The following is a 26,474-nucleotide window of genomic DNA, read 5'->3' on the forward strand; positions in this document are numbered from 1 at the left end:
GCCCCACATGCCGGTGCCGCCACCGCCGCCGACCGAGCCGACCTCGTTGCCGGTGATCCGGCCGAGACCGTTGTAGCCGAGCGTGAGCTCGAGGATCGAGTTGTCCTGCGAGCCGCCGATGTAGGGCCGCGAGGACGCCGGCCACAGCTCGACGATCGCGATCCACCAGCCGGCGGCCAGGATCATCGTGCCGAGGGCCACCAGCAGGTGCCCCACCCGCTTGCCGACCGGGGTGTGCGCGCAGAGCAGGTAGACCAGCGCCAGGGCCGGCAGCACCAGGAACGCCTGCAGCATCTTGGTGAGGAACGCGAAGCCGACCAGCGCGCCGCCGAGCGCGAGCCAGCGGACCGGGTGGGCGGCGATGCCCTCGGCGCGCAGCCGGGAGGACTCCAGGGCCCGGACCGTCGAGGCGACGGCACCGATCAGCAGCAGCACCAGGAGCGCGTCGGGGTTGTTGAACTTGAACATCAGCACCGCGACCGGCGTCAGGGCGAGCACCGCGCCGGCGATCAGGCCGGCCGCCGCCGACCTCGTGGTACGACGCACGGTGGCGTGCAGCAGGGCCACGGAGGCCACGCCCATCAGCGCCTCCGGCACCAGGATGCTCCACGAGGAGAGCCCGAAGACCTTCACCGAGAGGGCCATGATCCACAGCGCCATCGGGGGCTTGTCGACGGTGATCGAGCCGGCGGCGTCGGAGGCGCCGAAGAAGAACGCCTTCCACGACTCCGAGCCGGCCTGGGCGGCCGCGGAGTAGAAGGAGTTCGACCAGCCGGAGGCGCCGAGGCCCCACAGGTACAGCAGCGCGGTGACGGCCAGCAGGGCGAGAAGCGCCGGCCGTGCCCAGGCCGGGTCCTCGCCGCGGCCGCGCGAGCGCGGGGGACGGACGGTGTCCCGGCCTGCCGGCCGGTCGGTCTTCGGTGGCGTGAGAGTGGAGGTCTGGGGGCTCATGGACCCGACTGTGTCGGCCCGGCCTTGTGTGACCGTGTGGTGTCTCTGTCCGTCACCTGTGAGCGAGCGCGCCGCTCGCGGCGGGCAGCCGCACCTCGAACCGGGTGTGCCCGGGGGCCGAGTCGACCGACACCCGGCCGCCGTGCGCGTGCGAGATCGCCTGCACCAGCGACAGGCCCAGCCCCGCGCCGCCGGACTCGCGGGTGCGGGCCGAGTCGCCGCGGGTGAAGCGCTCGAACGCCGTGCCGTCCAGCTGGGGCGGCAGGCCCGGGCCGTCGTCCTCGACGGAGAGCACGACCTCGTGCGCGTCGGGGTCCTCGGCGACGCCGACGGTGACCGAGGTCCCCGGGGGCGTGTGCCGGCGGGCGTTGTTGAGGAGGTTGGTGAGCACCTGGTGCAGCCGCTGCTCGTCGCCGGGGGCGACCACCGGCTCGTCGGGCAGGTCGAGCCTCCACCGGTGGTCCCGCCCGACGACGCGGGCGTCGCCGACGGCCTCGAGGGCCAGCCGGGTGAGGTCGACCGTGTCGCGGGCGAGGGGGCGACCGGCGTCGAGGCGGGCGAGCAGCAGCAGGTCCTCGACCAGGCTGGACATCCGGGTCGCCTCGGCCTCGACCTTGCCCATCGCGCGGGTGAGCTGCTCGGGGTCCGGCGGGCTGGTGCGCCGGCTCAGCTCGGCGTAGCCGTGGATGGTGGTCAGCGGGGTGCGCAGCTCGTGCGAGGCGTCCGCGACGAACTGCCGCACCTGCTGCTCGCTGCGGTGCCGCTCGTCGAGGGCGTGCTCGACGTGCGCGAGCATGGTGTTCAGCGCCGCGCCCACCCGGCCGACCTCGGTGCGCTCGTCGGTGAGCGCGTCGGGCACCCGGACCGTCGTACCGATCTCGCCGCTGGACAGCGGCAGCGTGCTCACGGTGTGCGCGGTCTCGGCCACCGACCGGAGCGGGCGCAGCTGGCGGCGCACGAGGACCGTCCCGACGCCGGCGGCGATGCTCACGCCGACGAGGAGCAGCAGCGACTCGTAGCCGACCAGGCTGGCGACGGTGGCCTCGATCTCGTGGGTCGGCAGCCCGGCGACCACCGTCCCGGCGCGGGACTTGACCGCCTGCACCCGGTAGGAGCCGAAGTGCGGAAGGGTGACCGCGTGCACCTGCCCGTCGACCGGCACGTCCCGCAGCCTGCTCATCGCGGACGCCGAGAGGTTGCGGCCGACGAGGTCCTTGGACAGCACGCCGCCGCCGCTGCCGATGCTTCCGTAGACGGCCGACAGCGTGCCGGTCTCCTGCCCGGCGCCGAACCGGGTCTCGGGACCGTCCCCGTCACCGCCGTCCCCGTCGGCGTCCGAGCGCGGGGGAGGGAGCCCGCCCCCGAGCAGCCGGTGCTCCCACTCGTTCACCGCGCGGCCCGTGGACTGCTGGACGCGGGTGTCGAGCTGGCCGGTCAGGTAGGTGCGCATGGCCAGGAACGTCAGGGCGGCGGTGAGGACGCTGACGACGGCCACCAGCGCCACGGCTGTCACCACCAGCCGTGCGGTCAGCGAGGTGGGGAGGACGCGGGACGCCTTCATCGTCCTCACTCGACGGGCTTGAGGACGTAGCCGGCGCCGCGCATGGTGTGGATCATCGCGGGCCGGCCGGCGTCGACCTTCTTGCGGAGGTAGGAGATGTAGAGCTCGACGACGTTGGCCTGGCCGCCGAAGTCGTAGTTCCACACGCGGTCGAGGATCTGCGGCTTGGAGAGCACCCGGCGGGGGTTGCGCATCAGGAACCGGAGCAGCTCGAACTCGGTGGCGGTCAGGTGGATCTCGTCGTCCCCGCGGAACACCTCGTGGCTGTCCTCGTCGAGGCGCAGGTCCCCGACGGTGAGCAGCGAGGACTCGCGCCGGTCGGTGGCGCCGGAGCGGCGCATCAGCGCCCGCAGCCGGGCGATGACCTCCTCGAGGCTGAACGGCTTGGTGACGTAGTCGTCGCCGCCGGCGGTCAGTCCCGACACCCGGTCCTCGACGGAGTCGCGGGCGGTCAGGAACAGCACGGGTACGTCGGGGTGCTGGCTGCGCATCCGCCGGAGCACCTCCATGCCGTCGAAGTCCGGCAGCATCACGTCGAGGACGACGGCGTCGGGGCGCAGGTCCTTGGCGGTGATGACCGCCTTGCTGCCGGTGTGCGCCACGCTGGGCTCCCAGCCCTCGTAGCGGACCGCCATGCTGATCAGCTCGGCGATGTTCACCTCGTCGTCGACGACCAGGACGCGCAGCGGGGAACCGTCGGGACGGGTCAGGGTGGGAGCGGAGTTCGCGAGCGGCATGTCCTCAGCATCCAACAGGTAGGTGCGGCCACCCTAGGAGATCCCTGTGCGCACCCTGTGAACGTGGGGGACAGGAGGAGAGGCGGGTCGCAGCGGACCGCAAGCCTTCTCACAGGTCGGGCACAGCGGCGCGGTCTTGGCTGGGTGCCATGAACGACGAGAGCACCCTCCGCGAGTCGAGCCCGTCCACCGATGCCGTCCGGCCCTCCCGGGGCGGGCGGGTCTGGCGGCTGCGCACCGTCGCCGCGGTGGCGATCACCACGGTGGCGTTCAGCGGCGCCGGGGGTGCCGCCCTGGCTGCGGCGAGCGACGGCGGCTCCACCGGTGGACCCGGCGGCCGGGGTGGCTTCGGCCCGCCCGGGCGAATGACCGGCCCGCCGCAGGGCCGGCACCCGCGGCTGCCCGGGGTGCCCGGCCAGCTGCCGCCGGCGACCGTCCCGGGGAACGGCACCAGCGACAGCTGAGCGACGGGCGGGGCAGGCTCAGGCCTGCGCGGTGATGCTGAACTCGACGCCGCCGTTGTCGTCCACGCGGGCGTCGAGGACCATGTCGTCGAGCGTCTCGGCGGCGGTCTCCTCGAGGAACACCCGGGCGCCGCCCTCCTCGAGGACCCGGTCACCGGGCTGCGGGGCCTCGGTGGCCATCACGTGCAGGGCGGGGGGAGTCGACGGCGTCCTGGCTGATCCGCAGACCCGCCTCGGCGGGTCCGGACTGCTCGACGATGGTCTTGACGACGGTGCTGGCGTTCTCGGTCAGGGTGAGCACGAGGGGTGCGCCTCCTTCGTTGGTCGCTGGCGATCGGTCAGCGGTCCACCCTGCAAGGTCCGGGCGGCCCGATCAACCTCGCCCCCCGGTCCCGGGCGTGTCGGCAACCCGGTTGCGGCGGCTCTCTAGACTTCACAGGTCATGTCTGAAGCCGGCCCGCAGGAGCGTCGTACGACGAGACGCCGGCCCTCGCGCAGACGGTCCGGTGCCCGTCGTACCGACCGGCGACCCCGCACCCTGAGCCCGGCCGAGGTCGAGCGCCGCCGCGCCCTGGTGCCAACGGTCAGCTACCCCGAGGAGCTGCCGGTCAGCGGCCGCCGCGAGGACATCGCCGCCGCCATCCGGGACCACCAGGTGGTGATCGTGGCCGGCGAGACCGGCTCCGGCAAGACCACCCAGATCCCGAAGATCTGCCTGGAGCTCGGCCGCGGGGTGCACGGCCTGATCGGGCACACCCAGCCCCGCCGGATCGCGGCGCGCAGCGTCGCCGAGCGGATCGCGGAGGAGATCGGCACGCCGCTCGGGGAGACCGTGGGTTACCAGGTGCGGTTCACCGACCACTCCTCGCGCGACACGCTGGTCAAGCTGATGACCGACGGCATCCTGCTCGCCGAGCTGCAGCACGACCGGATGCTGTCGGCCTACGACACCCTGATCATCGACGAGGCCCACGAGCGCAGCCTGAACATCGACTTCATCCTGGGGTACCTGCGCCAGCTGCTGCCCCAGCGGCCGGACCTCAAGATCGTGATCACCTCCGCGACCATCGACCCCGAGCGGTTCGCCGAGCACTTCGCGGAGCCCGACGGGACGCCCGCCCCGATCGTCGAGGTCTCCGGACGGACCTACCCGGTCGAGGTCCGCTACCGCCCGCTCGTCGAGGAGGCCTACGACGACGAGGAGGGCGAGCCCCTGGTCCGGGACCAGACCGAGGCGATCGTCGACGCGGTCCAGGAGCTGGTCCGCGAGGGGCCCGGCGACATCTTGGTGTTCCTCCCCGGCGAGCGGGAGATCCGGGACACCGCCGACGTGCTGACCCGGCTCTCGACCCGGCCGGCCGACTCCTTCGACGTGGTGCCGCTCTACGCCCGGCTGTCCTCCGCCGAGCAGCACAAGGTCTTCGAGCGGCACTCCCGGCGCCGGGTGGTGCTCTCCACGAACGTCGCCGAGACGTCGCTGACCGTGCCCGGCATCCGGTACGTCGTCGACGCCGGCCTGGCCCGCATCTCGCGGTACTCCGTGCGCACCAAGGTCCAGCGCCTCCCGATCGAGCCGATCAGCCAGGCGTCGGCCAACCAGCGCTCGGGCCGCTGCGGCCGGGTGGAGGCGGGCATCGCGGTCCGGCTCTACAGCGAGGAGGACTTCGAGTCCCGCCCGGAGTTCACCGAGCCGGAGATCCTGCGCACCAACCTCGCCTCGGTGATCCTGCAGATGACCGCGCTCGGGCTCGGCGACGTCGGCCGCTTCCCGTTCGTGGACCCGCCGGACTCCCGCAACGTCAAGGCCGGCGTCCAGCTGCTCGAGGAGCTCGGCGCGCTCGCCGGCTCCGCCGAGGGCCACCGGCTGACGCCGCTCGGGCGGCAGCTCGTCGCGCTGCCGGTGGACCCGCGGCTGGCCCGCATGGTCGTCGAGGCCGATCGGCGGGGCTGCGTGCGCGAGGTGCTGGTGATCACCGCGGCGCTGTCCCTGCAGGACCCGCGCGAGCGGCCCGCCGAGCAGCAGGCCCAGGCCGACCAGAAGCACGCCCGCTTCAAGGACGAGACCTCGGACTTCCTGACCTGGCTGAACCTGTGGCGCTACGTCCGCACCCAGCAGCGCGAGCTGTCCTCCAGCGCGTTCCGCCGGATGTGCCGCGCGGAGTACCTCAACTACCTGCGGATCCGCGAGTGGCAGTCCCTGGAGAGCCAGCTGCGCGACACCGCCAAGCAGCTCGGGCTCAGCCTCGGCACGGCCGCGGACCCGTCGGCCGGCTCCGAGCAGCGCGAGATCGACGGGGACGGCATCCACCAGGCGATGCTCTCCGGGCTGCTGTCCCACATCGGGCTGCGTGACCCCGAGAAGCGCGACTACCTCGGCGCCCGCAACGCGCGGTTCTCGATCTTCCCGGGCTCCGGCCTGTTCCGGAAGCAGCCGCAGTTCGTGATGTCCGCCGAGCTCGTCGAGACCTCGAAGCTGTGGGGCAGGGTGAACGCCGCCATCAAGCCGGAGTGGGCCGAGGAGATCGGCGCGCACCTGGTCAAGCGCACGTACTCCGAGCCGCACTGGTCCAAGAAGCGCGCCTCGGTGATGGCCTACGAGCGGGTCACCCTGTACGGCGTCCCGCTGGTCGTCGAGCGGCCGGTGTCCTACGGCAAGGTCGACGTCGCGGTCAGCCGGGAGCTGTTCATCCGGCACGCCCTCGTCTACGGCGAGTGGTCGACGCACCAGAAGTTCATGGCCAGGAACCGCGAGCTGCTCGACGAGGTCGTCGAGCTCGAGCACCGTGCCCGCCGCCGCGACATCCTGGTCGACGAGCACACCCTGTTCGACTTCTACGACGCCCGGGTCGGCGCCGAGGTGGTCTCCGGCGCGCACTTCGACGCCTGGTGGAAGCACGCCCGCCGTGCGGACCCCGAGCTGCTCACCTTCGACCCCGCGATGCTGGTCAACCAGACGGCGGAGGAGGTCACCGAGCAGGACTACCCGGACCTGTGGCGCGAGGGCGACCTGGCGCTGCCGCTGACCTACCAGTTCGAGCCGGGCTCGGCCGCGGACGGGGTGACGGTCGACGTACCGGTGGCGACGCTGAACCAGGTCGAGCCCTCGCCGTTCACCTGGCAGGTGCCCGGGCTGCGGCAGGACCTGGTGGTCGCGCTGCTGCGGTCGCTGCCCAAGGCGCTGCGGGTGAACTTCGTGCCGGCGCCTAACTACGCCCGTGACTTCCTGGCTGCCGCCTCGCCGGGCGAGGAGCCGCTGCTGGACGCCCTGGAGCGGTTCCTGCGCGGCGCGAGCGGTGTGGTCGTGCCGCGGGACGCCTGGGACTGGGCCAAGGTGCCCGAGCACCTGCGCCCGACGTTCCGGGTGGTCGGCGAGGACGGCGGCGTGGTCGCGCAGGGCAAGGACCTCGAGGAGCTCAAGGCGCCGCTGCGCCCGAAGTTCGCCGAGGCGATGGCCGAGGCGGCCTCCGCGTCCGGCCTCGACGTGACCGGCGAGCGGACGTGGGCGTTCGGCACGATCGAGCGGACCTTCACCCAGACCCGGGCCGGGCACGAGGTCCGCGGCTTCCCCGCGCTGGTCGACGAGGGCTCCACGGTCGGGCTGCGGGTCTTCGGCTCCGAGGCCGAGCAGGACGCCTCGCACCGCCGCGGGCTGCGCCGGCTGCTCGTGCTGACGCTGCCCTCGCCCGCCAAGGCCGTCGCCGACGGGCTGTCCAACGCCGACAAGCTCGGGCTGGCCGGGTCGCCCTACGGCTCGGTGACCGAGCTGCTCGAGGACTGCGTGGCCGCCGCCGTGGACGTGCTCGTCACCCGGCACGGTCCCGCCTGGGACGCGTCGGCGTTCGCCGGGCTCGCGGCCGCCGTACGAGCGGGGCTGGAGGAGACCACCCGGCTCGTGGTGCACGACGTGGTGCGGGTGCTGGCCGCGTGGCGCGACGTCGACAAGCTGCTGAGCGGGTCCGCGGACATGACGATGCTGCCCGCCCTGGCGGACATGAAGGCCCAGGTCGGCCGGCTGGTGCACCGCGGGTTCGTCTCCGACGTCGGCGCCGAGCAGTTGCGGCACCTGCCCCGGTACCTCGGCGCGGTCCGCACCCGCCGCGAGCGGCTGGGCTCCGCCCTCGGCAAGGACCGGCTGCTGATGGACCAGGTGGCGCACCTGCAGGCGGCGTACCTGCACCGTCTCGACGCGCTGCCCGACGGCCGCCCGCCCAGCGCCGGCCTGGTGACCGTGCGCTGGATGCTCGAGGAGTACCGGGTCAGCCTCTGGGACCAGTCCCGCGGCACCGCCCGCCCGGTCTCGGACACCCGGATCCGCAAGGCCCTCGACGCCCTCTGACTCCCGGGCTCCTCGGGGGCGCTACAGCGCGTGGTGCTCCCGGGCGGCCGCGACGACCGCGTCGAACACGGCACGGTCGAGCGCGGCACCCTCGCGGCGCACCTCGGACTCCTCGAGCCGCAGCAGCCGGTCGAGCCGCACCTCGCTGTCGCGGCGCTCCCGGTCCCAGTCGCCGGTGCCGACGTCCCTCCAGTACCGCCCGTAGCGGGCCTCGTCCTCGGCGTCGCGGTCGTGGTCCTTGCTGGTCAGCTGCAGCCCGACGAGCTGGTCGCCGTCCCGGCCGACCAGCAGCACCGGCCGGTCCTTGCCCTGGGAGGGGTCGTCCTCGTAGGGGACCCAGGCCCAGACGACCTCGCCCGGGTCCGGTCGGCCGTCCTGGTCGGGTGCGTAGGAGGTCTCCATGGCGATCACCCTAGGCTCTGCGCCATGACCGGGCTGCGCGTCGCGACGTACAACCTCTACCTCGGCGCCGACGTGGCCCTGCTCTTCGACGCCGCCGACCTCGACCAGCTCGCCGAGCGGGTGCACGTGGTCCGGGCGCAGCTCGCGGGCACCCGCTTCGAGGAGCGCGCCGTGGCGGTGGCGGCGGTCCTGGCGCGGGAGCGCGTCGACCTCGTCGGCCTGCAGGAGGTGTCCCGGTGGACGACGACGCCGGCCGACGGCGCGGAGCAGGTGCTCGTCGACTTCCTCCCCACGCTGCTCGCGGCCCTCGACGCGGCGGGCGCGCCCTACGACGCGCACGCGGTCAACCCGAACTTCGGCGGCGCGCTGCCGGTCGCCGGCGAGGGCGTGTTCACGCTGTCCGGCGCGAACGTCACGCTGGTGCGCCGCGGCGGCCCCGTCGAGGTGGTCGCCGAGACCACCGGAGCGTACGACGCGCGGCTCGACGTCCCGACCGGCATCGAGGGCGTCACCTTCCCCGTGGTGCGCAGCTGGGGCCGCGTCGACGTCCGCGTCGCGGGTCGGCCGGTGCGCTTCGTGAACACCCACACCGAGGCGTACGACGCACCGGTCCGCGACGCGCAGCGCGACGCGGTGCTGGCCGCGAACGCCGGCACCGACGCACCGGTGGTCCTGGTCGGCGACCTCAACGCCCGGCCGGACGCGGTCGGCGTGCCCGCGGGCTGGACGGACGCATGGACGCGCGGCGCCGGGGACGGCTTCACCTGCGGGCAGGCGCCGGACCTCGCCAACGCGGTGAGCACGCTGCACGAGCGGATCGACTACGTGTGGGTGCGGGGCGCCCGGGTGCTCGGGGCCCGTACCGTCGGCGACCGCGAGGCGGACCGCACCGCCCCGCACGGGCTGTGGCCCTCGGACCACGCCGGCGTCGTGGCGGACCTGGACGTCGGCTGACGCGCGAAACCGCAGGTGGGAGACGCCACGAGGGGCGAGCCCGGTGGGCCCGCCCCTCGCGATCAGTCGTGCTGGGTGGTCAGCGACGCACCGTCACGGTGAACCGGTGGGACCGGTAGGTGCCGTGAGCGGTCTTGACGGTCGCGAACATGGTGACCTTGGTGCCCGGCTTGTAGTGCTGCCCGAGAACCGAGGAGATGCGGCCGGTGCTGTTCAGGTGGCTGTTCAGCACGAGCTTCGAGCCGGCCTTCGTGACGCGGTAGACCTTGACGGGCGCGTGGGCAGCGCGGGCCACGGTGTTGACCGTTGCGCGGACCCGGTGCTGCGTCGCCGTCACGAGCGAGGGCTGGACACGCGTGTCGTCGTTGACGATGGAGCCCGTCGCGGTCGTGTGCGCCACGGTGGCGTTGCTGCTCGGCGACGACAGACGGACCGTCATGCGCTCGCTGGCCTCGCGGACCATGTCGGACACCACGCGGACGTTCGCCACGCCGGTCGTGCGGCCGGCCGGGATGGTGACGGTGCCGGTGGCGGCGCGGAAGTCGCTGCCCGACGTGGCGGTGCCCTTGGAGGTCGAGAACCGCACGGTCACCGGGGCGGTGGCCGTCCGGCTCAGCGTCACCGGGAAGCGCAGGGTCGCGCCGTGGTTGCCCTCCGACACCTTCGTGTCGCCGATCGAGAGGGTCGGCTTGGCGGCCGGCGTCGTGCCACCGGTGGGCGTCGTGCCACCGGTCGGGGCCGGGACCACCGGGATGGGCTCGAGGTCGAAGACCGAGGCGGTGTTCGAGGAACCCGTGCCGATGTTCACCTTGCCGATGGTGATGCCGTCGAGGAAGTACTCGCCGTTCATCTGGGTCGCACCGGCGCCACCGACCAGGAAGGCCACGCCGCCGTTGGGCTGCGTGGGGGCGGTGCTGTCGGCGTTCTGGACGATCGTGGCGTCGGGGTGGCTCACCACGTAGTCCTGCAGCGTCACGGTGTCGGCGGCGCCGTTGTCGGCGTCGATGCTCCACCGGCCTGACGTCCGGGCGTCCCATGCCTGCCAGGCGCTCTGCGCGACGGCGCCGTTGTTGGTGGGGAAGTAGAACAGCGTGTGGTCCACCCCGCCGGTCCCGTCGTCGCTCACGCTCAGGCGGAGGTAGACCGGCTGCTGGGGGGTGCTGTTGCCCGCGTCCGCGCGCTGGAAGGTGCTGAACTTCACCGTGCGCAGGTCGCGCAGCGGCGTGCCGTCGTACTGCGGGGTGCGGAACAGCTCGACCCGCTGGGGGTTGGTGCCGTTGTCGAGCTTGAAGCGGAGGCTGCCCTTGCCGGCCGGCGGCGTCGCCGGGCCGGTGGCGAAGGACTGGTTGGAGGCCAGGTAGACGTCGTCGTCGTAGGCCTGCTTGGCCCAGCCGTGGGCGTTGTCCGGGTCGACGGTGACCGCGGACGTCGCGCCGGTGGTCTCGGTGCTGCCGCCGAAGTCGAACAGGGTGTCCTGCCCGTTCTCGCCGACGACGACCCGGTCGACGAAGTACTCGCCGCTGGCCTGGGGGTCGGTGCTGCCACCGTCCGCGCCGCCGGTGACGAGCGCGATCGCGCCACCGTCGTGGTTCGCGTCGAAGCGGTTGTTGACCAGCTTCGCGCCCGGGTGGGCGAGGGCGTAGGCGTCCAGCGTCATGTCGCCGCCGTTGTCGCCGTTCACGTCCACCAGGCCGCCACCGGTGACGTCCCAGCTCTGCCACTGGCCGTTCACGACGGCGCCGTTGTTGGCCGGGAAGAAGTACACGGTGTCGTCCGTGTGGTCGGGGTTGCCGGGGTTGGTGTCCACGTTCAGCCGCATGAAGGTGGGCTGGCGGTCGGCGCCGGCGCCGGTGTGCCGGGCGAACGTGGAGTAGCCGAGCCGCGTGAGGTCGGTGAGAGCGACGCCGTCGTACGCGTCGGTGCGGTAGAGCTCCGTCTGGACGGTGGACTCACCGATCGTGATCTTGTGGCTGCTGGTCCCGAAGGGGGGCCCGTTGCGGACCGGTCTCGTCCCTCTGCTGCGGGGTCAGGTAGACCCCGTTGGCGGTGTTGTCGTACGCCTGCGGGTACCACGCGGCCGAGCCGGTGACGACGGTAGCGGTGCTGGGCGTGGGTGCGGCGATGGCGACGTTGGCACCGAGGCCGGACAGGACGATGGAGCCGGCGGCGAGCGCGCCGAAGCGGCTCCGACGGAGTGAATGCATGGATTCCCTGAGACTTTCTATAGGTGCGCCGAGTTGGCTGCTGAGACGCGAGGGCGACGAAGAGCGCCCGTGCATCCCGGACCCTACGGCGGGGAATCCGGCACTCCCGACGGAACATGCACTCTGCACATGACCTCGACCGAACGCGGGTCCCTGTATGACCGAACGGACAAGATTGCCTGGTGCGTCGGGACGGCCAGGCCGCTGGTCCTGGCCTAGTCCGACGGTCGCCGGCGCAGCGCCTTGGTCTCGCCGCGCCGCTTCTTGCCCGCGAGCCGGCGCTCCTTGGAGCCCCGGGTCGGCCGCGTCGGCCGGCGCTTCGGGGCCGGGGGAGCGCTGGCCTCGCTGAGCAGGTCGGCGAGCCGGGCGCGGGCCGCCTCGCGGTTGCGGTGCTGGGAGCGGTACTCCGACGCCGCGATGGTCAGCACGCCGTCGACGAGCCGGTGCGAGAGCCGGGCCAGCAGCCGGGCGCGCAGCGTGTCCGGGAGGGACGGGGAGCGGGCCACGTCGAAGCTCAGCTCGACGCGGGAGTCGGCGGTGTTGACCGACTGGCCGCCGGGTCCGCTGGAGCGGCTGAACCGCCAGGCGAGCTCGGCGGCCGGCACCTCGACGCCGCGGAACGCCAGCGGGCCGTTCACGCCTCGGCGTCCTCGGGCTCGGGCTCGGGCTGGGCGCCGCGTGCGGCGACGCACCGCGCGGCCGCGCCCATGGCGAGGTCCGGGCCGCCGACGAGGTAGCCCGCGGCCAGCGCGTCGCCCGCCCCGGTCACGTCGACCACCGGCCCCGCGTCGGGCGCCCGCTCGTCGGTGTCGTCCCCGAGGACGAAGGAGGCCCCGCGGGGGCCGTGCTTGAGGACGAGCACGGCGAACTGGCCGGCCCCGAACAGGCCGGCGCTGGTGGCCCACTCGGTGTCGGTCGCGAACACCACGGCCGGACGCAGGGCGCGGCACAGGTCGGAGAACCGGTCGGCGCCGAACTCGGCGACCATCGCCGCCGACGACAGGTCGACGGCGATCCGGGTGCCGTGCGCGCGGGCCACGGCGGCGGTCTCCACGACGCGCTGCGGGTCGGGGGTGCGGAGCAGGGCGTAGCCGGAGACGAACAGCCAGTCGGCGCCGTCCAGCCAGGGCCCCGACCGCACGTCGTCGAGCCAGCTGAGGTCGCCGGGGTCCGAGGCCATCGACCGGGTGCCCCCGGTGACCAGCGACACCACCGAACCGGTGCGGCCGGTGGGGGTGCCCCAGACCTCGACCCCGAGGCCGGTGAGTGCCTGCTCCACCAGGTGACCGGAACCGGTGTCGGCGCGCGGGCCGAACACGCGGGCGCGGCCGCCGAGGGCGACGACCCAGGTGGCCACGTTGGCGGCCTGCCCGCCGGCGGCGAACGTGATCCGCGCGGGGGTGTCGTCGTCCTCCACCAGCGCGCCCGACGTCTCGACGATCACGTCGAGCATCACGTCTCCCAGACACGCGACCAGCACGCCCTCACCCTCCCGGTGCAGCTCCCTCGTGCAGAATCCCCCCATGACGACACGGGATCCCGCACTGCGTCTCGCCATCGCCGACGAGGTGTCCGACGCTATGTCATCGGGGCTCGGCATCGTGGCATTGGAGTCCACGATCATCAGCCACGGGCTGCCGACCGCGACCAGCGCCGCGACCGCGCGGCGGATCGAGGACGCCGTACGACGCGGGGGAGCGGTGCCCGCGACGGTCGCGGTCGTCGACGGCACGGTCCGGGTCGGGCTCTCCGACGACGCGCTGGTGCGGGTCGCGGAGGACGAGGGCGTGGTCAAGACCAGCGTCCGTGACCTGGGCCCGGTCGTCGCGCGCGGGCTGGTCGGCGCGACCACGGTGGCCGCCACGGCGTACGTCGCGAGGCTGGCCGGGATCCGGGTGTTCGCGACCGGCGGGCTCGGCGGCGTGCACCGGGGGGCCCGCGACACCTGGGACGAGTCGGCGGACCTGGCGGCCCTGGCCGCGGCGCCGGTCACCGTGGTGTGTGCCGGGGTGAAGTCGATCCTGGACGTGGCGGCCACCGTCGAGCGGCTGGAGACGCTGTCCGTGCCGGTGCTGGGCTACCGCACCGACTCGATGCCGGGCTTCTACGTGCGTGACGCGGGGCTGCCGGTGCCGTGGCGGGTCGAGTCGGCGGCCGAGGTCGCCGAGGTGATGCGGGCCCGCGACGCGCTCGGGCTGCCGCAGGGGATGCTCGTGGCCCAGCCGGTCGACGCCGCCGAGGAGATGGACCTCGGGCTGCACGAGCGGACCCTGGCCGAGGGCCTGGCCGAGGCCGGCCGGCGGGGCGTCGGCGGCAAGGACGTCACCCCGTTCCTGCTGGGTTGGTTCCACGAGCGCACCGGCGGCGCGAGCCTGGCCGCGAACGTCGCCCTGGTGCTGGCGAACGCGGGCCTGGCGGCGGAGATCGCCGCGGACTTCGCGAAGAGTTAGTGCGCCGGACCGGGAGCGCCTCACGGCGCGAGGCCGCTCGTAGCGGCTTATTTTGGGACCCGGGGCTGCCACGGCCCGGCGCACTCAACAGTGTACAAGCCGGGCAACGGAACCGCGCCCGGCCCGCCGGCAAAATCAGGCCAGCAGGCCTTCGACCTCCAGGCCCGCGGCCTGCTCGAGCTGGTCGGCGAGGGTCAGCAGCCGGGCCGCCGACAGGTCCGAGTCGTACGGCGTCCGGGCGTGGCTCGAGCCCACCTGGGTCCGTCCCGCCGCGACGACCCGGGCGAACGCCGCGGCCCGGTAGAGCGTGTCGGCGAAGTCACCCTGGACCACACCGCGCAGCACCAGGTCGGTGAGCCGGCGCACCTCGTCCGGCCCGGGCGGGTCGACCACGCCGGCGACCACCTCGTGCACCGGGGTGACGTGCCGTCCCGCGGCGAACTCCCGGGCCGCGGACGCCGGGTCGGCGTACACCCAGGCACGCAGCAGGTAGAGCCGCCACAGGCAGCCGGCCAGCGAGTCGGCGGGCGAGCCGGACCAGAGGTCCGCCAGCGTGTCGAGGCCCTCGGTCTCGGCGAGGTGCACGACCCGGGCGACCACCTCCTCGTCGGCGGTGTCCCGCGCGCCGCGCACCAGCAGCGTGGCGCAGCGGTCGGCGGCCTCGCTGCGGGCGGCAGGGTCGATGTCGCCGACGATCGCCTCGAAGTGTCCGGCGCCCGGCAGCATCGGGCGGTGGTGACGGTGGCGTGGTTGCTCGGGCATCTCGTCACCCTACGACCGGTGCTACAGCCGTGGAGGGGGAAGCGCGTCGGTCGCCTCGAGGACGTCCATGCCGGTGATCTGCAGCAGGTCGACGATGATCGAGCGGATCTGCGCGAGCACCACGTCCGCGGACAGGTCGGCCACCCGCTCGACCTGGGCGGTGCCCTCGCCGACCCGCAGCAGCGCCCGCTGCACCTCGCCGGACGACCCGGCCATCTCGCCGGCCGCGAGCTCGGCGGCCATCATGTCCGCGGCGGCGGCCAGGTCCTCGCAGAGCAGCACGTAGGACCCGGGCAGCGGCACGCGGTGGTAGCTGGTCAGCGCGATCCTCCGGACCAGCACCCGGGTGTTGCGCAGCGCGCGGTCCAGCGGCTCCACGAGCTCGACCATCCGCCGGACGTTGCCGCCGTGCCGGCGCCGGAAGGGGGAGGACGCCAGCACCGACAGCCCCTCGTCCGCGGCGTCCTGCAGCTCGCGGATCAGCCGGTCGGTGCTGCGCGCGTCGGCGAGCACCTGCAGGCCCCGCTCGACGTCCCCGTCGATCGCGCCCTGCGCCCCGGCCCGGAGCAGCTGCGCGATGCGGCGTACGACGACCGCGGCCTGCTCACGAGGTCGGCGCAGCGGAGCACGGGGCACGACGGCCGCCGCGACCAGCGCCACGGCGCCGCCGATCAACGCGTCCACCCAGCGGGTCAGGGCGTAGCCGGGGGCGGCCGCGAAGGTCACCACGACGATGCCCTGCACGGCCGCCTGGGTGACGAACAGCGTGCCGGCGTTGAGCAGCAGGGTGATCGTCATCGCGAGCGCGACGAGCACGGTGACCTGCCAGGCGCCGGTGCCGATCAGCAGGAGCAGCAGGTCGGCGAGGAAGACGCCGATGGCCACGCCGACGGTGACCTCGGCGACCCGGCGCAGCCGCTGGCCGTAGGACGTGCCCAGGCAGACGACCGCCACGATCGGCGCGAAGAACGGCTTGGGGTGCCCCAGCAGGTCGTGGGCGAGGTACCACGCGAGCCCCGCGGCGACCGAGCACTGGCCGATGTGCCAGGCCTTGCTGCGCAGCCGGGCGCGGCGGGCCCGGAACGACACCCGGCCGTGGTCCCACATCCGGTCGAGGGGGCTGGCGGCGCTCACCACGCAGACGCTAGTGCACGCGGCCCGCCCCGGCCGACCGGCTCAGCCCAGCCGGTCCGTGGCCCGCTGGACGGCGGCGACCATCGGCTCCTGGCCGGACTCGTAGTTGTAGTCCTGACCGGCCAGCACCATCTCCACCATCGCGATCCGGGTGCCCACCACCGCCAGGCCCTGGGCGTCGAAGAAGGACGCGTCGGGGTCACCGGCGACCGGTCCGTAGGTCAGGAGGTACCAGCCGCCGGTGCCGCCGGCCACGCTCACGTCCTGCAGGTCGCCGACCTCGGAGGTCTTGAAGCGCCCGAGCTGGTCGGCGCACTGGGCCCGCCACGCCTTCAGCACCGCGAACGCGCGCCGGGCGGTGGTGGCGTCCGGGAACTCCGCGACCAGCTCGGAGGCGTGGTCCGAGGCGCCGGCGGCGACGGGACGGTAGTCGCGGACGGCGACGTCGGTGGCGCCGATCGAGGTCATCGCGAAGCGCTGGCAGGTGCCGACCGGCGTCCGGGGCTCCTGCGAGCGGGTGCGGCCCCCGGTCCAGCGGAAGCCGTCGTTGAAGCCGGGAACGTCGGCGGCGGCCAGCAGCCGGGAGCGCAGCCCGCCGGTCCCGGCGGGCGCGCTGCTGACCGGCTCGCTCGGCGACGGGGCGGCCGAGGTGGTGGTCGGCGCGGGCGTCGCGGGGGCCGAGCTCGGGTCGGCGGCGTCGGTCGTGGCACCGGTCGTGGCGTCGTCCGTCGGTGCGGAGCTCGTCGCCGCAGTGGCCGACTGCGTGGCCGTGCTCGTCGCGTCGTTGCAGCCGGTCAGGGCCACCGTCGCGAGGCAGGCGAGGGCGGCCAGGGCCACGGTCGGACGTGCGAACGCACGGGGCTGGTTCACGGTCTTCCTCACTGTCAGCGGGTTGCCCGCCCAGCGTAGGGTTGGCCCCTCCGACTCGCCGACACCTGCGGTGGCGTGTCCCGATACGGTGTCAGCGTCGGTCCGGAGACCTGGGCGGCCGACCATCTCGATGCAAGGAGGGCGAAGCGGTGTCCGCACGGCCACGACGGGACCGTCGTACCCGCCCCGTCCCGTCGATCCTCCGGTCGGTGTCGCTGGCCCTCGTGCTGTGCCTGGGTGCCGCCGCCTGCACCTCCTCGGCCGACAGCGAGCCCTCCGCGGGCACGTCGTCCGCGAGCCCGTCCGCGAGCTCGGCCAGCCCGGAGCCGGTCACCCTGCGGTTCGCGGTGTACGGCGACCCGGGGGTCCTGGCCGCCTACCGCAGGCTGGCGAAGGCGTACACCGCGCAGCACCCCGAGGTCACCGTCAAGGTCCAGGCCAGCCCGGACGCCGTCACCTCCGAGGACCAGGTCGACCGGGGCTTCGAGGCCGGCACGCCCCCCGACGTGTTCCTGACCCGCCAGACGTCGATGCCCGGGCTCGTCGCCCAGGGCCGCCTGCAGCCGGTGGACCAGCTGCTGGAGAAGCGTGGCGTGCAGTTCGGCGACAACTACCAGCGGATCGGGCTCGAGGCGTTCGCCGCGGACGCTGCCCTGCAGTGCATGCCCAACGACGTCTCGCCCTACGTCGTGTTCTACAACAAGCGCCTCCTGGTGCCCCGCAACCTGGCCCTGCCCGGGGAGGCGCCGCCGACCCCCGAGCGGGGCTGGACCTGGGAGCAGTTCGTGTCCGGGGCCCGGGCGATGTCCAAGGACGGCGTCAAGGGCGTCTACCTCGCCCCCCGGCTCACCACGCTGCTGCCGCTGGTCCGCTCCGCAGGCGCCGACCTGGTCGACGACGCGCGCAAGCCCACGACCACGACCTTCGCCGACGACTCCGCGCGCGCCGCGCTCGAGGAGATCCTCACCGTCGCCCGTGACCCGAGCATCACCCCCAACGCCCGGCAGCTGTCCCGGCAGGACGCGGTGACCCGCTTCGAGAACGGCCGCCTCGGCATGCTGATCGGCACCCGCGCCCTCGTGCCGCGGCTGCGCGACAAGCCCGACCTGCACTTCGACGTGTTCCCGCTGCCGAACCTCGGCCGGTTCCGCACCGTCGCCGACATCACCGGCTACTGCCTGTCCAAGGACAGCCGGAACGTCGGCCCGGCGGCCGACTTCATGGCCTTCGCCAGCGGGGACGAGGGCTCGCAGATCCTGGCGGAGACCGGCTCCATCGTGCCGGCCAACATCGAGGCCCTGCACTCGCCGCAGTTCACCGAGCCGGGCCTGTTCCCGCGCAACAGCGGGGTGTTCGACCAGGTGATCCGGCGCGCCGACCCGATGCCGTCCGCGCCGGGCTGGCCCGACGTGGTGAGCCAGACCCAGCCCTTCCTCGACCGGCTGTTCTACGCGCCGGTGCTCGACCTGGACACGCTGCTGCCGCGCATCGACGAGGTCTCGGCCCCCCCTGCTGGTCGAGCCGAGCCCGTCGGCCTCGCCGTCCTCCTGAGCCCAGCGCCTCAGGAGGGTACGGCGGTCTCCGGGACGTCCTCGGGGGAGAGGATCGCCTCGCTGAGCAGGTCGGCGGTCAGCTCGACCTGCCAGGGCCGCGCGCCGAGCTCGGCGAGCCGCTCGGCGACCAGGCCGGGCAGCTCGGAGTCCTCGCCCTGCGGCGGCTCCCACATCACCCGGCGCACGAAGTCCGGGGTGAGCAGGTTCTCGACGGGGAGGTCGTGCTCGTCGGCGAGCGCCTTGAGCCGGGTGCGGGCCGTCGCCAGGCGGGCGGCGGCCACCGGGTCACGGTCGGCCCACGCGCGGGGCGGCGGCGGTCCGTCGTACCGCGCGGCGACCGGGGGGAGCTCGTCCTCGGGCAGGGTGCGTGCCACCCGGAGCGCCTCGACCCACTGGTTGGCGTAGCGCTCGGCGCCGCGGCCGCGGAAGCCCTTGGTGGACAGCAGGGAGGCCTTGTCGCGGGGCATCGCGTTGGCGGCCTCGACGATCGCCGCGTCCGGGATGATCCGGCCGGGGGTCACGTCGCGACGGGCGGCGATCTCGTCGCGGGTCTCCCAGAGCTCCTTGACGGCGGCCAGGGCGCGGCGGCCGCGGGCCCGGTGCATCCCGGACGTGCGCCGCCACGGGTCCTGGCGCGGGCCGTGCGGCTCGGCGCTCACCAAGTGCTCGAACTCCTGGCGCGCCCACTCGGCCTTGCCGGTCTCCTCGAGCTCGCGGCCCAGGGCCTCGCGCAGCTCGACGAGCGCCTCGACGTCGAGGGCGGCGTACTCCAGCCACGGCTCGGGCAGCGGCCGGGTGGACCAGTCGACCGCGGAGTGCTCCTTGCGCAGGCTGCGTCCCACGACGGTCTCGACCAGCGTGGCCAGCCCGACGCGCGGGTAGCCGAGCAGCCGGCCGGCGAGCTCGGTGTCGAACAGGAGGGTCGGGCGCAGCCCCACCTCGGCGAGGCAGGCCAGGTCCTGGGTGGCCGCGTGCAGGATCCACTCGGCGTCGCCGAGAGCCTCGTTCAGGTCGTCGAGGTCGTCGAAGGCGATCGGGTCGACCAGCGCCGTGCCCGACCCCTCGCGGCGCAGCTGCACGAGGTAGGCGCGGGCGGAGTAGCGGTAGCCGGACGCCCGTTCGGCGTCGATGGCCACGGGTCCGGTGCCGCCGGCGAAGGCGCGGAGCACCTCGTCGAGCGCGGGACGGGTGTCGACGACCGGCGGCAGCCCGTCGCGCAGCTCCAGCAGGGGAGCGGGCTCGGGGGTCGTCTCGGCGGGGGTGCCGGGTCCGTCCTCTGTCTCGGGGGTGCTGCCGCCCATCAGCCTCGGCCGCGCTGTCCGCGTCGACTGGGCAGCGGCGCGACACCTTCGGGCACCGGGGGCAGGCCGGAGGCGGTGCACAGCAGCTCACCCCAGGCCTCGACGTGCGGGCCGAGGTCCAGCGCGCCGTCGCCGGACGGGTCGCTGACCGGGGTCCAGGACGCCCGGATCTCCAGCTGCGCGCTGGGCTCCTCGCCGGCCATGCTGCCGAAGCTCTCCGAGGACACCTTGGTGACGGTGCCCGAGGGGGCGACGTACGTCGCCCCGTGCGCGTCGAGCGCCTCGCTCAGCCAGGACCAGCCGACCTCGGCCAGGAGCGGGTCGTTGGCCATCTCCGGGTCGATCTCGGCACGGGCGTAGGCCACGCAGCGGAAGGTGCCCTCCCAGGCGTCGTTGCCGGCCGGGTCGTGCAGCAGCACCAGCCGTCCGGTGCCGACGTCGTCGCCGTCGACGGTGACGTCCGCGGAGAGCGCGGAGGCGAACGGGGCGATCCGCTGGGGGGCGGGCATCTCCTCGCAGAAGATCTCGGGGCGCAGTCGAGCCTCGCGCAGCTGCGCTACTGCGAGCCGGAACTCCTCGGGGTGAGCGGAGGGGTCCACACGCGGCTCCTGACGGGCGGCCATGGGGTCAGACTAAGCCGAAGTGGTGATCCTGCTCATCCGACACGCTGTCCGCGACCGGCCGCCCACCACCCACCTGGGAGGATGACGCCGTGCCGTCTGCCGCCTCGAGCGACCCCCGTGTCCACGACTCCGCCTTCCTCCGCGCCGCCCGGTCCGAGCCGGTGCCCCACACCCCGGTGTGGTTCATGCGCCAGGCGGGGCGCTCCCTGCCGGAGTACCGCGCCCTGCGCGAGGGGGTCGCGATGCTCGAGTCCTGCATGCGCCCGGACCTCGTCGTGGAGATCACCCTGCAGCCGGTGCGCCGCTACGGCGTCGACGCCGCGATCTTCTTCTCCGACATCGTGCTGCCGCTCAAGGCGGTCGGCGTCGACCTCGACATCAAGCCCGGCGTCGGCCCGGTCGTCTCGCGGCCGGTGGAGACGCTGGCGGACGTCGCGGCGATCCCCGACCTGACCCCCGAGCACGTCCCGTTCATCACCGAGGCGGTGCAGACCCTGGTCCGGGAGCTCGGCGGCACCCCGTTGATCGGGTTCGCCGGCGCGCCGTTCACCGTGGCGTCGTACCTCGTGGAGGGCGGTCCCTCCAAGGAGCACGCCCGCACGAAGGCGATGATGTTCGGCGCCCCGGACGTCTGGGAGGCGCTGATGAGCAAGATCGCCGGCATCTCCGCGGCCTACCTCGCGGTGCAGGTGGAGGCCGGCGCCTCGGCCGTCCAGCTGTTCGACTCGTGGGCCGGCGCGACGTCGCCTGACGACTACCGCCGCTACGTGATGCCGTGGTCCACCGAGGTGCTGACCGCCGCCGGCGGGCTCGGCGTCCCGCGGATCCACTTCGGCGTCGGGACCGGGGAGCTGCTCGGGCTGATGGGCGACGCCGGCGCGGACGTGGTCGGCGTCGACTGGCGGGTGCCGCTGGCCGACGGCGTACGACGGGCCGGGGGCCGGGCCGTGCAGGGCAACCTGGACCCGTCGCTGGTGTTCGCGCCGACCGAGGTGATGCTGGCGCGCGCCACCGAGGTCGTGGAGGCCGGCCGGGCCGCCCCGGGGCACATCTTCAACCTGGGCCACGGCGTGCTGCCGTCCACGGACCCCGACCAGCTGGCCCGGCTGACCGACCACGTGCACTCCCTCCACCCCGATAGTCCGTGACGTTCCTGCTCCCGGAGCACCCCCTCGGCGACAAGTCCGTCACGGACTATCGGGGGCGGTGCGGCGGCGGAGCAGGGCCCGCAGCGCGATCCAGGCCGGTACGCCGACCAGGGCCCCGGCCAGCAGGAACGGCAGCAGCGCGCCCAGCACGGTCAGCGTCACCACGACGGCGTCGCCGAGCGCGTTCCAGCCGGCCTTCAGGCCGCTGAGGAAGCCGGCGTCCCTGAGGGCGTCCGGGGGCGGGACGTACGTCGCGGGCGTGGAGAGGTGCACGGTGATCGTGGCCAGCGACGTCTGGTCGTCGAGGTAGGCCTGCTGCGCCTTCAGCGACTGCAGCTCGGCCTGCCGCTCGGTGATCTTCTCCTCGAAGTCCAGCAGGTCCTTCACGTCCCGCGCGCCGCGCTGGTAGCGCTGCAGGTCGTCGAGGCTGTTCTGCAGCGTCTGCACCCGCTCGTCGACGTCGATCACCTGGCTGGTGACGTCCTTGGCGGACTCGTCGGAGGTCTCGAGCCGGCCCATCCCCATCAGCGCCTTCTTGGTCGCCGCGAACCGGTCGACCGGCACCCGCAGGACCAGGGTCGAGCTCTGCACGCGGCCCTTCCGGTCGTGGGTGGTCTGCTCGGTGCCGATCGACCCGCCGACCGCGGCGAGCAGGCCGTCGACGTCCGCCCGCACCGCCCCGAGGTCCCTCGCGGTGATCGACAGCTCGGCGGTACGGATCACCGACGGGGTCCTGACCGCGGCCCGGTTCGCGCCCGGGGCGGGCTTCAGGTCAGCCTCGCCGTCCGTGGCCGGCGCCGGTTCGGCCCGGTCCGCGCTCACCGACCCGCCCGACCCGGACATCGCGTCGCTGTTCCCGCTGCCGCCGCTGCACCCCGCGAGCGCGCCGAGCGCGAGCAGCGCCCCCGCCGCCACCAGCCGCCTGGCCGACCTGTTCCCCATGACGCTCCCCGTCCCCTGACTGGCGGCGGGACCGCCGCGCGACTGCCCCTGTGACGCGGCCCGGGGCCCGCGGGTTCCACCCGGTCGACGGCCGCGCCCAGGGCTTTGCCAACCTGGGACCGTGACCCCCTCCTCCCGTACCCGTGGCGCCGCGGCGCCGCCGCCCCGCGTGGTCGTGGTCGGCGCCGGCATCGCAGGGCTCGCGGCGGCGGCGGCCGTCCGTCGTACGGCGCCGGAGGCCGACGTCCTGGTCCTGGAGGCCGGGCCCGCCATCGGCGGCAAGCTCGCGCTCGCCGAGGTCGGCGGCGTCACCGTCGACGTGGGCGCCGAGTCGATGCTCAACCGGCGCCCCGAGGCGGTCGCACTGGCCCGGGACGCGGGTCTGGGGGACCGGATCGTGCACCCGGCCACGACGACCGCGAACCTCTGGTCGCGCGGGCGGCTGCGGCCGATGCCCCGCACCCTGATGGGCGTGCCCGCCGACGCCCGCGCGCTCGCCGACAGCGGCGTGCTGTCCGCGTCCGGCCTGGCCCGGGTCGCGGTGGAGCGCGGGCTGCCGGCCACCCACCTGGACGGCCAGGACGTCAGCGTCGGCTGGCTGGTCGAGGAGCGCTTCGGCCGCGAGGTCGTCGACCGTCTGGTGGAGCCGCTGCTCGGCGGGGTCTACGCCGGCCACGCCCGGGAGATCTCCGCGCGCGCGGCGGTCCCGCAGGTCGTGGCGCTGCTGGACCGGGACCGGTCGATGATGCGGGCGGCCGCCGACGCGCTGAAGCAGACCTCCGACGTGCCGGTGTTCGCCGGCCTGGCCGGCGGGATCGGCCGGCTGCCGGGCGCCGTCGTCGCCTCCGCGGGGCTCGAGGTGCGCACGGACGCGACCGTGCGGGACCTGGCCCGCGCGGCCGAGGGCGGCTGGAACCTCGTGGTGGGCTCGACCCGTGACGCCGAGGTGCTGCACGCCGACGCCGTGGTGCTCGCCACCCCGGCCCGGGCGACCGGACGGCTGCTGGCCGACGTGGTGCCGCACGCCGCGCTGGAGCTGGCCCGGATCGAGTACGCCTCGATGGCCATCGTCACGCTCGCGTTCCGGGCCCGCGACTTCCCCGACACCCCGGGCTCGGGGTTCCTGGTGCCGCCGGTCGACAAGCGCTCGGTGAAGGCCGCGACGTTCTCGTTCGCCAAGTGGGACTGGGTCCGCGCCGCCGGGGAGGCCGACGACGTCGTGGTGATGCGCTGCTCGCTCGGGCGGCACCGCGAGGAGGAGCTGCTCCAGCGTCCCGACGACGGGCTCGTCTCGCTGGCCCTGGCCGACCTCGCGGACGCCGTGGGGCTCTCGGTCCGGCCGGTCGACGCGCACGTCCAGCGGTGGGGCGGGGCCCTGCCGCAGTACGCCGTCGGGCACCTCGAGCGGGTCCGCAACATCCGCTCGGCGGTGGCCTCGGCCGGCGGTCTCGCGGTCTGCGGTGCGGCGTACGACGGGCTGGGGATCCCGGCCTGCGTGGCGTCCGCGGAGGTCGCTGCCACCCAGGTCGTCGCGGCCTTGGGGCTCGCGGGAGAATGAGCCCATGACCGAGTCGAAGCGCCCGAACCAGGGCAAGGCCGCCAAGGACCTGAACGAGACCATCCGCTACACGATGTGGTCGGTGTTCAAGCTGCGCGACGTCCTCGGCGAGAGCGACCGGGCCAGCGAGGCGGCGGAGGTCGAGAAGCTCTTCGCCGAGCTCGACGACGCCGACGTCACCGTCCGCGGGCTCTACGACGTCGCCGGCCTGCGCGCGGACGCCGACCTGATGGTGTGGTGGCACGCGTCGACGGCCGACGAGCTGCAGGACGCCTACCACCGCTTCCGTCGTACGACGTTCGGTGCCCGGCTCGACCCGGTGTGGTCGCAGATGGCCCTGCACCGCCCCGCGGAGTTCAACAAGAGCCACGTCCCGGCGTTCCTGGCCGACGAGCAGGCGCGGGCCTACGTGTGCGTCTACCCGTTCGTGCGCTCCTACGAGTGGTACCTCCTCGAGGAGACCGAGCGGCGCCGGCTGCTGATGGAGCACGGCATGATGGCGCGCGATTACCCCGACGTGCGCGCCAACACCGTCTCGTCCTTCGCGCTCGGCGACTACGAGTGGCTGCTCGCGTTCGAGGCCGACGAGCTCGACCGGATCGTCGACCTGATGCGACACCTGCGCGGCTCGGAGACCCGGCGCCACGTGCGCGAGGAGGTGCCGTTCTACACCGGGCGCCGCCGCACCCCGACCGAGCTGGTCACCGACCTGCCGTAGCCGGCAGCGGGGCGGACTACTCCTCCGGCTCCAGCGTCATGCTGATCGAGTTGATGCAGTAGCGCTGCCCGGTCGGCGTGCCGTAGCCGTCGTCGAAGACGTGGCCCATGTGCGAGCCGCAGTTCGCGCAGCGCACCTCGACCCGCTTCATGCCCATCGTGGTGTCCTCGATGTACTCCACCCGGTCCTCGGCCAGCGGCGCGTAGAACGACGGCCAGCCGCAGTGTGAGTCGAACTTGGTCTCGGACTTGAACAGCTCGGCGTCGCACGCGCGGCACCGGTAGACCCCGACGGTCTTGGTGTCGGTGTACTCCCCGGTGAACGCCCGCTCCGTGCCCGCCTTGCGCAGCACGGCGTACTCGTCACGCGAGAGCTGCTCGCGCCATTCCTCGTCGGTCTTCTGCACCTCGTAAGCCATGTCCCCACCCTACTTTCACGCTCCAACGGGGTGCGCCGTCTAGGCTGCCGCCATGGCCAGCCCAGCGACCGAGGTCGACGCCGACGGACGCGCGGTGCGGGTGTCCAGCCCCGACCGGGTGATCTACGAGGCCACCGAGCACACCGCCGAGGTCACCAAGCTGATGGTGGTGGAGTACTACCTCTCCGTCGGCGACGGCATCATGCGCGCGCTGCGCGAGCGGCCGACGGCCCTGGAGCGCTGGCCCAAGGGGGTGCGCGAGGGCATCGTGCTGAGCACGGGGTACGGCGACAAGGCCGACGCGTTCTACCAGAAGCGGGTCCCCAAGGGCGCCCCGCCGTACCTCGAGACCGCCACCATCACCTTCCCCTCGGGCCGCACCGCCGACGAGATCTGTCCCACCGAGCTCGCGGTGCCGGCCTGGGCCGCCCAGATGGGCACGCTGACCTTCCACCCCTGGCCGGTACGTCGCAGCGCACCCGACCTGCCCGACGAGCTGCGGATCGACCTCGACCCGCACGGCGACACCGGGTTCCGGGACGCGGTCCGGGTGGCCGGCGTCGCCCGGGAGCTGCTCGCGGACCTCGGGATGGTGGGCTTCCCGAAGACCAGCGGCAACCGCGGCGTGCACGTCTACGTCCGGATCGAGCCGCGGTGGGACTTCGTCGACGTGCGGCACGCCGCCATCGCGTTCGGGCGCGAGCTGGAGCGACGTACCTCCGGGGTGACCACCAAGTGGTGGAAGGAGGAGCGCGGCGACGCGATCTTCGTGGACTACAACCAGAACAGCCGCGACCGGACGATCGCCTCGGCCTACAGCCTGCGGCCCAAGCCGGGCGCGCCGGTGAGCACGCCGATGGAGTGGGACGAGCTCGCCGAGGTCGAGGACCCGCGGGCCTACAACCTGTTCACCGTCCCGGAGCGGTTCGCCGAGCGCGGCGACGTGCACGCGGCCATCGACGACGTGCACTGCGACCTCACGCCGCTGCTGGACCTGTTCGTCGAGCAGGGCTCGGTGGAGCTGTCCTACCCGCCGGACTACCCGAAGATGCCGGGCGAGCCACCCCGGGTGCAGCCCAGCAAGAAGGTCGCGGCGCACTGGGAGGACGAGTCCTGAGCGACCCGAAGGGATCATTGACCGTGCTCCCCGTGCCCGAGACGCTGGAGGGACGCCGTTGTCCGGGGGGACCTCGGCGGGCACGACGGCAGGGGGTGCATGGCGATGGCTCCACGGTTCAGGACGAAGTGCTTCGTGGAGGGCTGCGGGTTCGCGCCGGTGGCGCACGGCTACTGCCGCGGTCACTACACGCAGCTCTACCGGCACGGGCGCATCACGGGGCTGCTGCGGCCCCGCTCCGGCAGGGCGGCGGGCTGAGGGTCCGGCGCGG

At 73.8% G+C, this 26,474-nt stretch carries 25 protein-coding genes and 2 pseudogenes; 10 read left to right on the forward strand and 17 right to left on the reverse strand.

Features of this window, described 5'->3' with window-relative positions; genetic code table 11:
• Positions 1–225: 225 nt before the first annotated feature.
• The 3 genes and pseudogenes from KRR39_RS25940 to KRR39_RS05925 all read right to left on the reverse strand — a co-directional run.
• Positions 226–951: pseudogene (locus tag KRR39_RS25940) on the reverse strand (glycosyltransferase family 39 protein); the annotation flags it as partial.
• 52 nt (positions 952–1,003) lie between these two features.
• Positions 1,004–2,512, reverse strand: a complete 1,509-nt coding sequence (locus KRR39_RS05920) for a sensor histidine kinase (RefSeq protein WP_254185544.1) — start codon at positions 2,510–2,512, stop codon at positions 1,004–1,006.
• Between the two features lie 5 nt (positions 2,513–2,517).
• Positions 2,518–3,249: a response regulator transcription factor gene (locus KRR39_RS05925; RefSeq protein WP_302053555.1), complete on the reverse strand. Its 732-nt coding sequence runs from the start codon at positions 3,247–3,249 to the stop codon at positions 2,518–2,520.
• Positions 3,250–3,398: 149 nt separating this feature from the next.
• Between KRR39_RS05925 and KRR39_RS05930 the strand changes: the two genes are divergently transcribed.
• Complete coding sequence (locus KRR39_RS05930; protein WP_216941166.1) at positions 3,399–3,713, forward strand: hypothetical protein; 315 nt, start codon at positions 3,399–3,401, stop codon at positions 3,711–3,713.
• An 18-nt stretch (positions 3,714–3,731) separates the two neighbouring features.
• On the opposite strand, the gene KRR39_RS24425 is transcribed toward KRR39_RS05930, so the two are convergent.
• The gene (locus KRR39_RS24425; RefSeq protein WP_254185545.1) at positions 3,732–3,893 is read right to left on the reverse strand and encodes a hypothetical protein; all 162 of its coding nucleotides are present in this window, start codon (positions 3,891–3,893) and stop codon (positions 3,732–3,734) included.
• Positions 3,865–4,014, reverse strand: coding sequence for a hypothetical protein (locus tag KRR39_RS24430; protein WP_254185546.1), 150 nt, complete (start codon positions 4,012–4,014; stop codon positions 3,865–3,867). Before KRR39_RS24430 ends, KRR39_RS24425 begins: the two co-directional genes overlap by 29 nt.
• 141 nt (positions 4,015–4,155) lie before the next feature.
• Here KRR39_RS24430 and hrpA point away from each other — a divergent pair, with 141 nt between their 5' ends.
• Positions 4,156–8,049 (forward strand): ATP-dependent RNA helicase HrpA, encoded by a 3,894-nt coding sequence (gene hrpA / locus KRR39_RS05940; RefSeq protein WP_216941167.1) that lies wholly within the window; start codon positions 4,156–4,158, stop codon positions 8,047–8,049.
• 21 nt (positions 8,050–8,070) lie between these two features.
• On the opposite strand, the gene KRR39_RS05945 is transcribed toward hrpA, so the two are convergent.
• Positions 8,071–8,451, reverse strand: coding sequence for a type II toxin-antitoxin system PemK/MazF family toxin (locus KRR39_RS05945; protein ID WP_216941168.1), 381 nt, complete (start codon positions 8,449–8,451; stop codon positions 8,071–8,073).
• A 24-nt stretch (positions 8,452–8,475) separates the two neighbouring features.
• On the opposite strand from KRR39_RS05945, the gene KRR39_RS05950 reads away from it, so the two are divergent.
• On the forward strand, positions 8,476–9,405 hold the full coding sequence (locus tag KRR39_RS05950) for an endonuclease/exonuclease/phosphatase family protein (protein ID WP_216941169.1): 930 nt from the start codon (positions 8,476–8,478) through the stop codon (positions 9,403–9,405).
• Between the two features lie 79 nt (positions 9,406–9,484).
• Here the strand turns inward: KRR39_RS05950 and KRR39_RS05955 are convergent, their stop codons facing one another.
• The 4 genes from KRR39_RS05955 to KRR39_RS05970 all read right to left on the reverse strand — a co-directional run bounded on the left by KRR39_RS05955 (position 9,485) and on the right by KRR39_RS05970 (position 13,089).
• Positions 9,485–11,224 (reverse strand): Calx-beta domain-containing protein, encoded by a 1,740-nt coding sequence (locus KRR39_RS05955; protein ID WP_216941170.1) that lies wholly within the window; start codon positions 11,222–11,224, stop codon positions 9,485–9,487.
• Positions 11,225–11,354: 130 nt separating this feature from the next.
• Entirely contained in the window at positions 11,355–11,609 is a 255-nt protein-coding gene (locus tag KRR39_RS05960) for a hypothetical protein (RefSeq protein WP_216941171.1), read from the reverse strand.
• Positions 11,610–11,824: 215 nt separating this feature from the next.
• Positions 11,825–12,247 (reverse strand): alternative ribosome rescue aminoacyl-tRNA hydrolase ArfB, encoded by a 423-nt coding sequence (gene arfB / locus KRR39_RS05965; RefSeq protein WP_216941172.1) that lies wholly within the window; start codon positions 12,245–12,247, stop codon positions 11,825–11,827.
• Positions 12,244–13,089 (reverse strand): carbohydrate kinase family protein, encoded by an 846-nt coding sequence (locus KRR39_RS05970; protein WP_216941173.1) that lies wholly within the window; start codon positions 13,087–13,089, stop codon positions 12,244–12,246. The genes arfB and KRR39_RS05970 overlap by 4 nt, the downstream gene beginning before the upstream one ends.
• 43 nt (positions 13,090–13,132) lie before the next feature.
• Here KRR39_RS05970 and KRR39_RS05975 point away from each other — a divergent pair, with 43 nt between their 5' ends.
• Complete coding sequence (locus KRR39_RS05975) at positions 13,133–14,059, forward strand: pseudouridine-5'-phosphate glycosidase (protein WP_216941174.1); 927 nt, start codon at positions 13,133–13,135, stop codon at positions 14,057–14,059.
• A gap of 135 nt (positions 14,060–14,194) precedes the next feature.
• Here KRR39_RS05975 and KRR39_RS05980 read toward each other — a convergent pair whose 3' ends face one another.
• The 3 genes from KRR39_RS05980 to KRR39_RS05990 are packed head-to-tail and all read right to left on the reverse strand — an operon-like array spanning position 14,195 to position 16,825.
• Complete coding sequence (locus KRR39_RS05980) at positions 14,195–14,821, reverse strand: hypothetical protein (protein ID WP_254185547.1); 627 nt, start codon at positions 14,819–14,821, stop codon at positions 14,195–14,197.
• Between the two features lie 21 nt (positions 14,822–14,842).
• A complete protein-coding gene (locus KRR39_RS05985) occupies positions 14,843–15,955 on the reverse strand; it encodes an FUSC family protein (protein ID WP_254185548.1) in 1,113 nt (370 codons plus the stop codon).
• Positions 15,956–15,997: 42 nt separating this feature from the next.
• Positions 15,998–16,825 carry a hypothetical protein gene (locus KRR39_RS05990; RefSeq protein WP_216941175.1) on the reverse strand — a complete coding sequence of 276 codons (828 nt, stop codon included), beginning with the start codon at positions 16,823–16,825 and terminating at the stop codon, positions 15,998–16,000.
• Between the two features lie 347 nt (positions 16,826–17,172).
• Between KRR39_RS05990 and KRR39_RS24435 the strand changes: the two are divergent.
• A pseudogene (locus KRR39_RS24435) lies at positions 17,173–18,147 on the forward strand (ABC transporter substrate-binding protein); the annotation flags it as partial.
• A 239-nt stretch (positions 18,148–18,386) separates the two neighbouring features.
• Here the strand turns inward: KRR39_RS24435 and KRR39_RS05995 are convergent.
• Complete coding sequence (locus KRR39_RS05995; RefSeq protein ID WP_216941176.1) at positions 18,387–19,679, reverse strand: HRDC domain-containing protein; 1,293 nt, start codon at positions 19,677–19,679, stop codon at positions 18,387–18,389.
• On the reverse strand, positions 19,679–20,302 hold the full coding sequence (locus tag KRR39_RS06000; RefSeq protein WP_216941177.1) for a DUF3000 domain-containing protein: 624 nt from the start codon (positions 20,300–20,302) through the stop codon (positions 19,679–19,681). The genes KRR39_RS05995 and KRR39_RS06000 overlap by 1 nt, the downstream gene beginning before the upstream one ends.
• A gap of 89 nt (positions 20,303–20,391) precedes the next feature.
• Between KRR39_RS06000 and hemE the strand changes: the two genes are divergently transcribed.
• Positions 20,392–21,450: a uroporphyrinogen decarboxylase gene (gene hemE, locus KRR39_RS06005; protein WP_216941178.1), complete on the forward strand. Its 1,059-nt coding sequence runs from the start codon at positions 20,392–20,394 to the stop codon at positions 21,448–21,450.
• Between the two features lie 39 nt (positions 21,451–21,489).
• Here the strand turns inward: hemE and KRR39_RS06010 are convergent, their stop codons facing one another.
• Positions 21,490–22,392, reverse strand: a complete 903-nt coding sequence (locus tag KRR39_RS06010; RefSeq protein ID WP_216941179.1) for a DUF4349 domain-containing protein — start codon at positions 22,390–22,392, stop codon at positions 21,490–21,492.
• A gap of 121 nt (positions 22,393–22,513) precedes the next feature.
• Here KRR39_RS06010 and hemG point away from each other — a divergent pair, with 121 nt between their 5' ends.
• Both hemG and hemQ read left to right on the forward strand, forming a co-directional pair.
• A complete protein-coding gene (gene hemG, locus KRR39_RS06015; RefSeq protein ID WP_216941180.1) occupies positions 22,514–23,950 on the forward strand; it encodes a protoporphyrinogen oxidase in 1,437 nt (478 codons plus the stop codon).
• Between the two features lie 4 nt (positions 23,951–23,954).
• Positions 23,955–24,668: a hydrogen peroxide-dependent heme synthase gene (gene hemQ / locus KRR39_RS06020; protein ID WP_216941181.1), complete on the forward strand. Its 714-nt coding sequence runs from the start codon at positions 23,955–23,957 to the stop codon at positions 24,666–24,668.
• A 16-nt stretch (positions 24,669–24,684) separates the two neighbouring features.
• On the opposite strand, the gene msrB is transcribed toward hemQ, so the two are convergent.
• Positions 24,685–25,086, reverse strand: coding sequence for a peptide-methionine (R)-S-oxide reductase MsrB (gene msrB / locus KRR39_RS06025; protein WP_216941182.1), 402 nt, complete (start codon positions 25,084–25,086; stop codon positions 24,685–24,687).
• A gap of 52 nt (positions 25,087–25,138) precedes the next feature.
• Here msrB and KRR39_RS06030 point away from each other — a divergent pair, with 52 nt between their 5' ends.
• Together KRR39_RS06030 and KRR39_RS06035 are read left to right on the forward strand one after the other, a co-directional pair.
• The gene (locus tag KRR39_RS06030; RefSeq protein ID WP_216941183.1) at positions 25,139–26,203 is read left to right on the forward strand and encodes a DNA polymerase domain-containing protein; all 1,065 of its coding nucleotides are present in this window, start codon (positions 25,139–25,141) and stop codon (positions 26,201–26,203) included.
• A gap of 105 nt (positions 26,204–26,308) precedes the next feature.
• Positions 26,309–26,461: a hypothetical protein gene (locus KRR39_RS06035; RefSeq protein ID WP_216941184.1), complete on the forward strand. Its 153-nt coding sequence runs from the start codon at positions 26,309–26,311 to the stop codon at positions 26,459–26,461.
• Positions 26,462–26,474: the final 13 nt, after the last annotated feature.

Source organism: Nocardioides panacis (genome assembly GCF_019039255.1).
In the GTDB taxonomy this organism is placed as follows: domain Bacteria; phylum Actinomycetota; class Actinomycetes; order Propionibacteriales; family Nocardioidaceae; genus Nocardioides_B; species Nocardioides_B panacis.

What these genes read in the sequence shown, in the direction of transcription:
- KRR39_RS05920 (WP_254185544.1), bottom strand. Translation starts at nt 2,512, where the DNA reads ATGAAGGCGTCCCGCGTCCTCCCCACCTCGCTGACCGCACGGCTGGTG.
- KRR39_RS05925 (WP_302053555.1), bottom strand. Translation starts at nt 3,249, where the DNA reads ATGCCGCTCGCGAACTCCGCTCCCACCCTGACCCGTCCCGACGGTTCC.
- KRR39_RS05930 (WP_216941166.1), top strand. Translation starts at nt 3,399, where the DNA reads ATGAACGACGAGAGCACCCTCCGCGAGTCGAGCCCGTCCACCGATGCC.
- KRR39_RS24425 (WP_254185545.1), bottom strand. Translation starts at nt 3,893, where the DNA reads ATGGCCACCGAGGCCCCGCAGCCCGGTGACCGGGTCCTCGAGGAGGGC.
- hrpA (WP_216941167.1), top strand. Translation starts at nt 4,156, where the DNA reads ATGTCTGAAGCCGGCCCGCAGGAGCGTCGTACGACGAGACGCCGGCCC.
- KRR39_RS05945 (WP_216941168.1), bottom strand. Translation starts at nt 8,451, where the DNA reads ATGGAGACCTCCTACGCACCCGACCAGGACGGCCGACCGGACCCGGGC.
- KRR39_RS05950 (WP_216941169.1), top strand. Translation starts at nt 8,476, where the DNA reads ATGACCGGGCTGCGCGTCGCGACGTACAACCTCTACCTCGGCGCCGAC.
- KRR39_RS05955 (WP_216941170.1), bottom strand. Translation starts at nt 11,224, where the DNA reads ATGCGGCTGAACGTGGACACCAACCCCGGCAACCCCGACCACACGGAC.
- KRR39_RS05960 (WP_216941171.1), bottom strand. Translation starts at nt 11,609, where the DNA reads ATGCATTCACTCCGTCGGAGCCGCTTCGGCGCGCTCGCCGCCGGCTCC.
- KRR39_RS05975 (WP_216941174.1), top strand. Translation starts at nt 13,133, where the DNA reads ATGACGACACGGGATCCCGCACTGCGTCTCGCCATCGCCGACGAGGTG.
- KRR39_RS05980 (WP_254185547.1), bottom strand. Translation starts at nt 14,821, where the DNA reads ATGCCCGAGCAACCACGCCACCGTCACCACCGCCCGATGCTGCCGGGC.
- KRR39_RS05995 (WP_216941176.1), bottom strand. Translation starts at nt 19,679, where the DNA reads ATGGGCGGCAGCACCCCCGAGACAGAGGACGGACCCGGCACCCCCGCC.
- KRR39_RS06000 (WP_216941177.1), bottom strand. Translation starts at nt 20,302, where the DNA reads ATGGCCGCCCGTCAGGAGCCGCGTGTGGACCCCTCCGCTCACCCCGAG.
- KRR39_RS06010 (WP_216941179.1), bottom strand. Translation starts at nt 22,392, where the DNA reads ATGGGGAACAGGTCGGCCAGGCGGCTGGTGGCGGCGGGGGCGCTGCTC.
- hemQ (WP_216941181.1), top strand. Translation starts at nt 23,955, where the DNA reads ATGACCGAGTCGAAGCGCCCGAACCAGGGCAAGGCCGCCAAGGACCTG.
- msrB (WP_216941182.1), bottom strand. Translation starts at nt 25,086, where the DNA reads ATGGCTTACGAGGTGCAGAAGACCGACGAGGAATGGCGCGAGCAGCTC.
- KRR39_RS06030 (WP_216941183.1), top strand. Translation starts at nt 25,139, where the DNA reads ATGGCCAGCCCAGCGACCGAGGTCGACGCCGACGGACGCGCGGTGCGG.
- KRR39_RS06035 (WP_216941184.1), top strand. Translation starts at nt 26,309, where the DNA reads ATGGCTCCACGGTTCAGGACGAAGTGCTTCGTGGAGGGCTGCGGGTTC.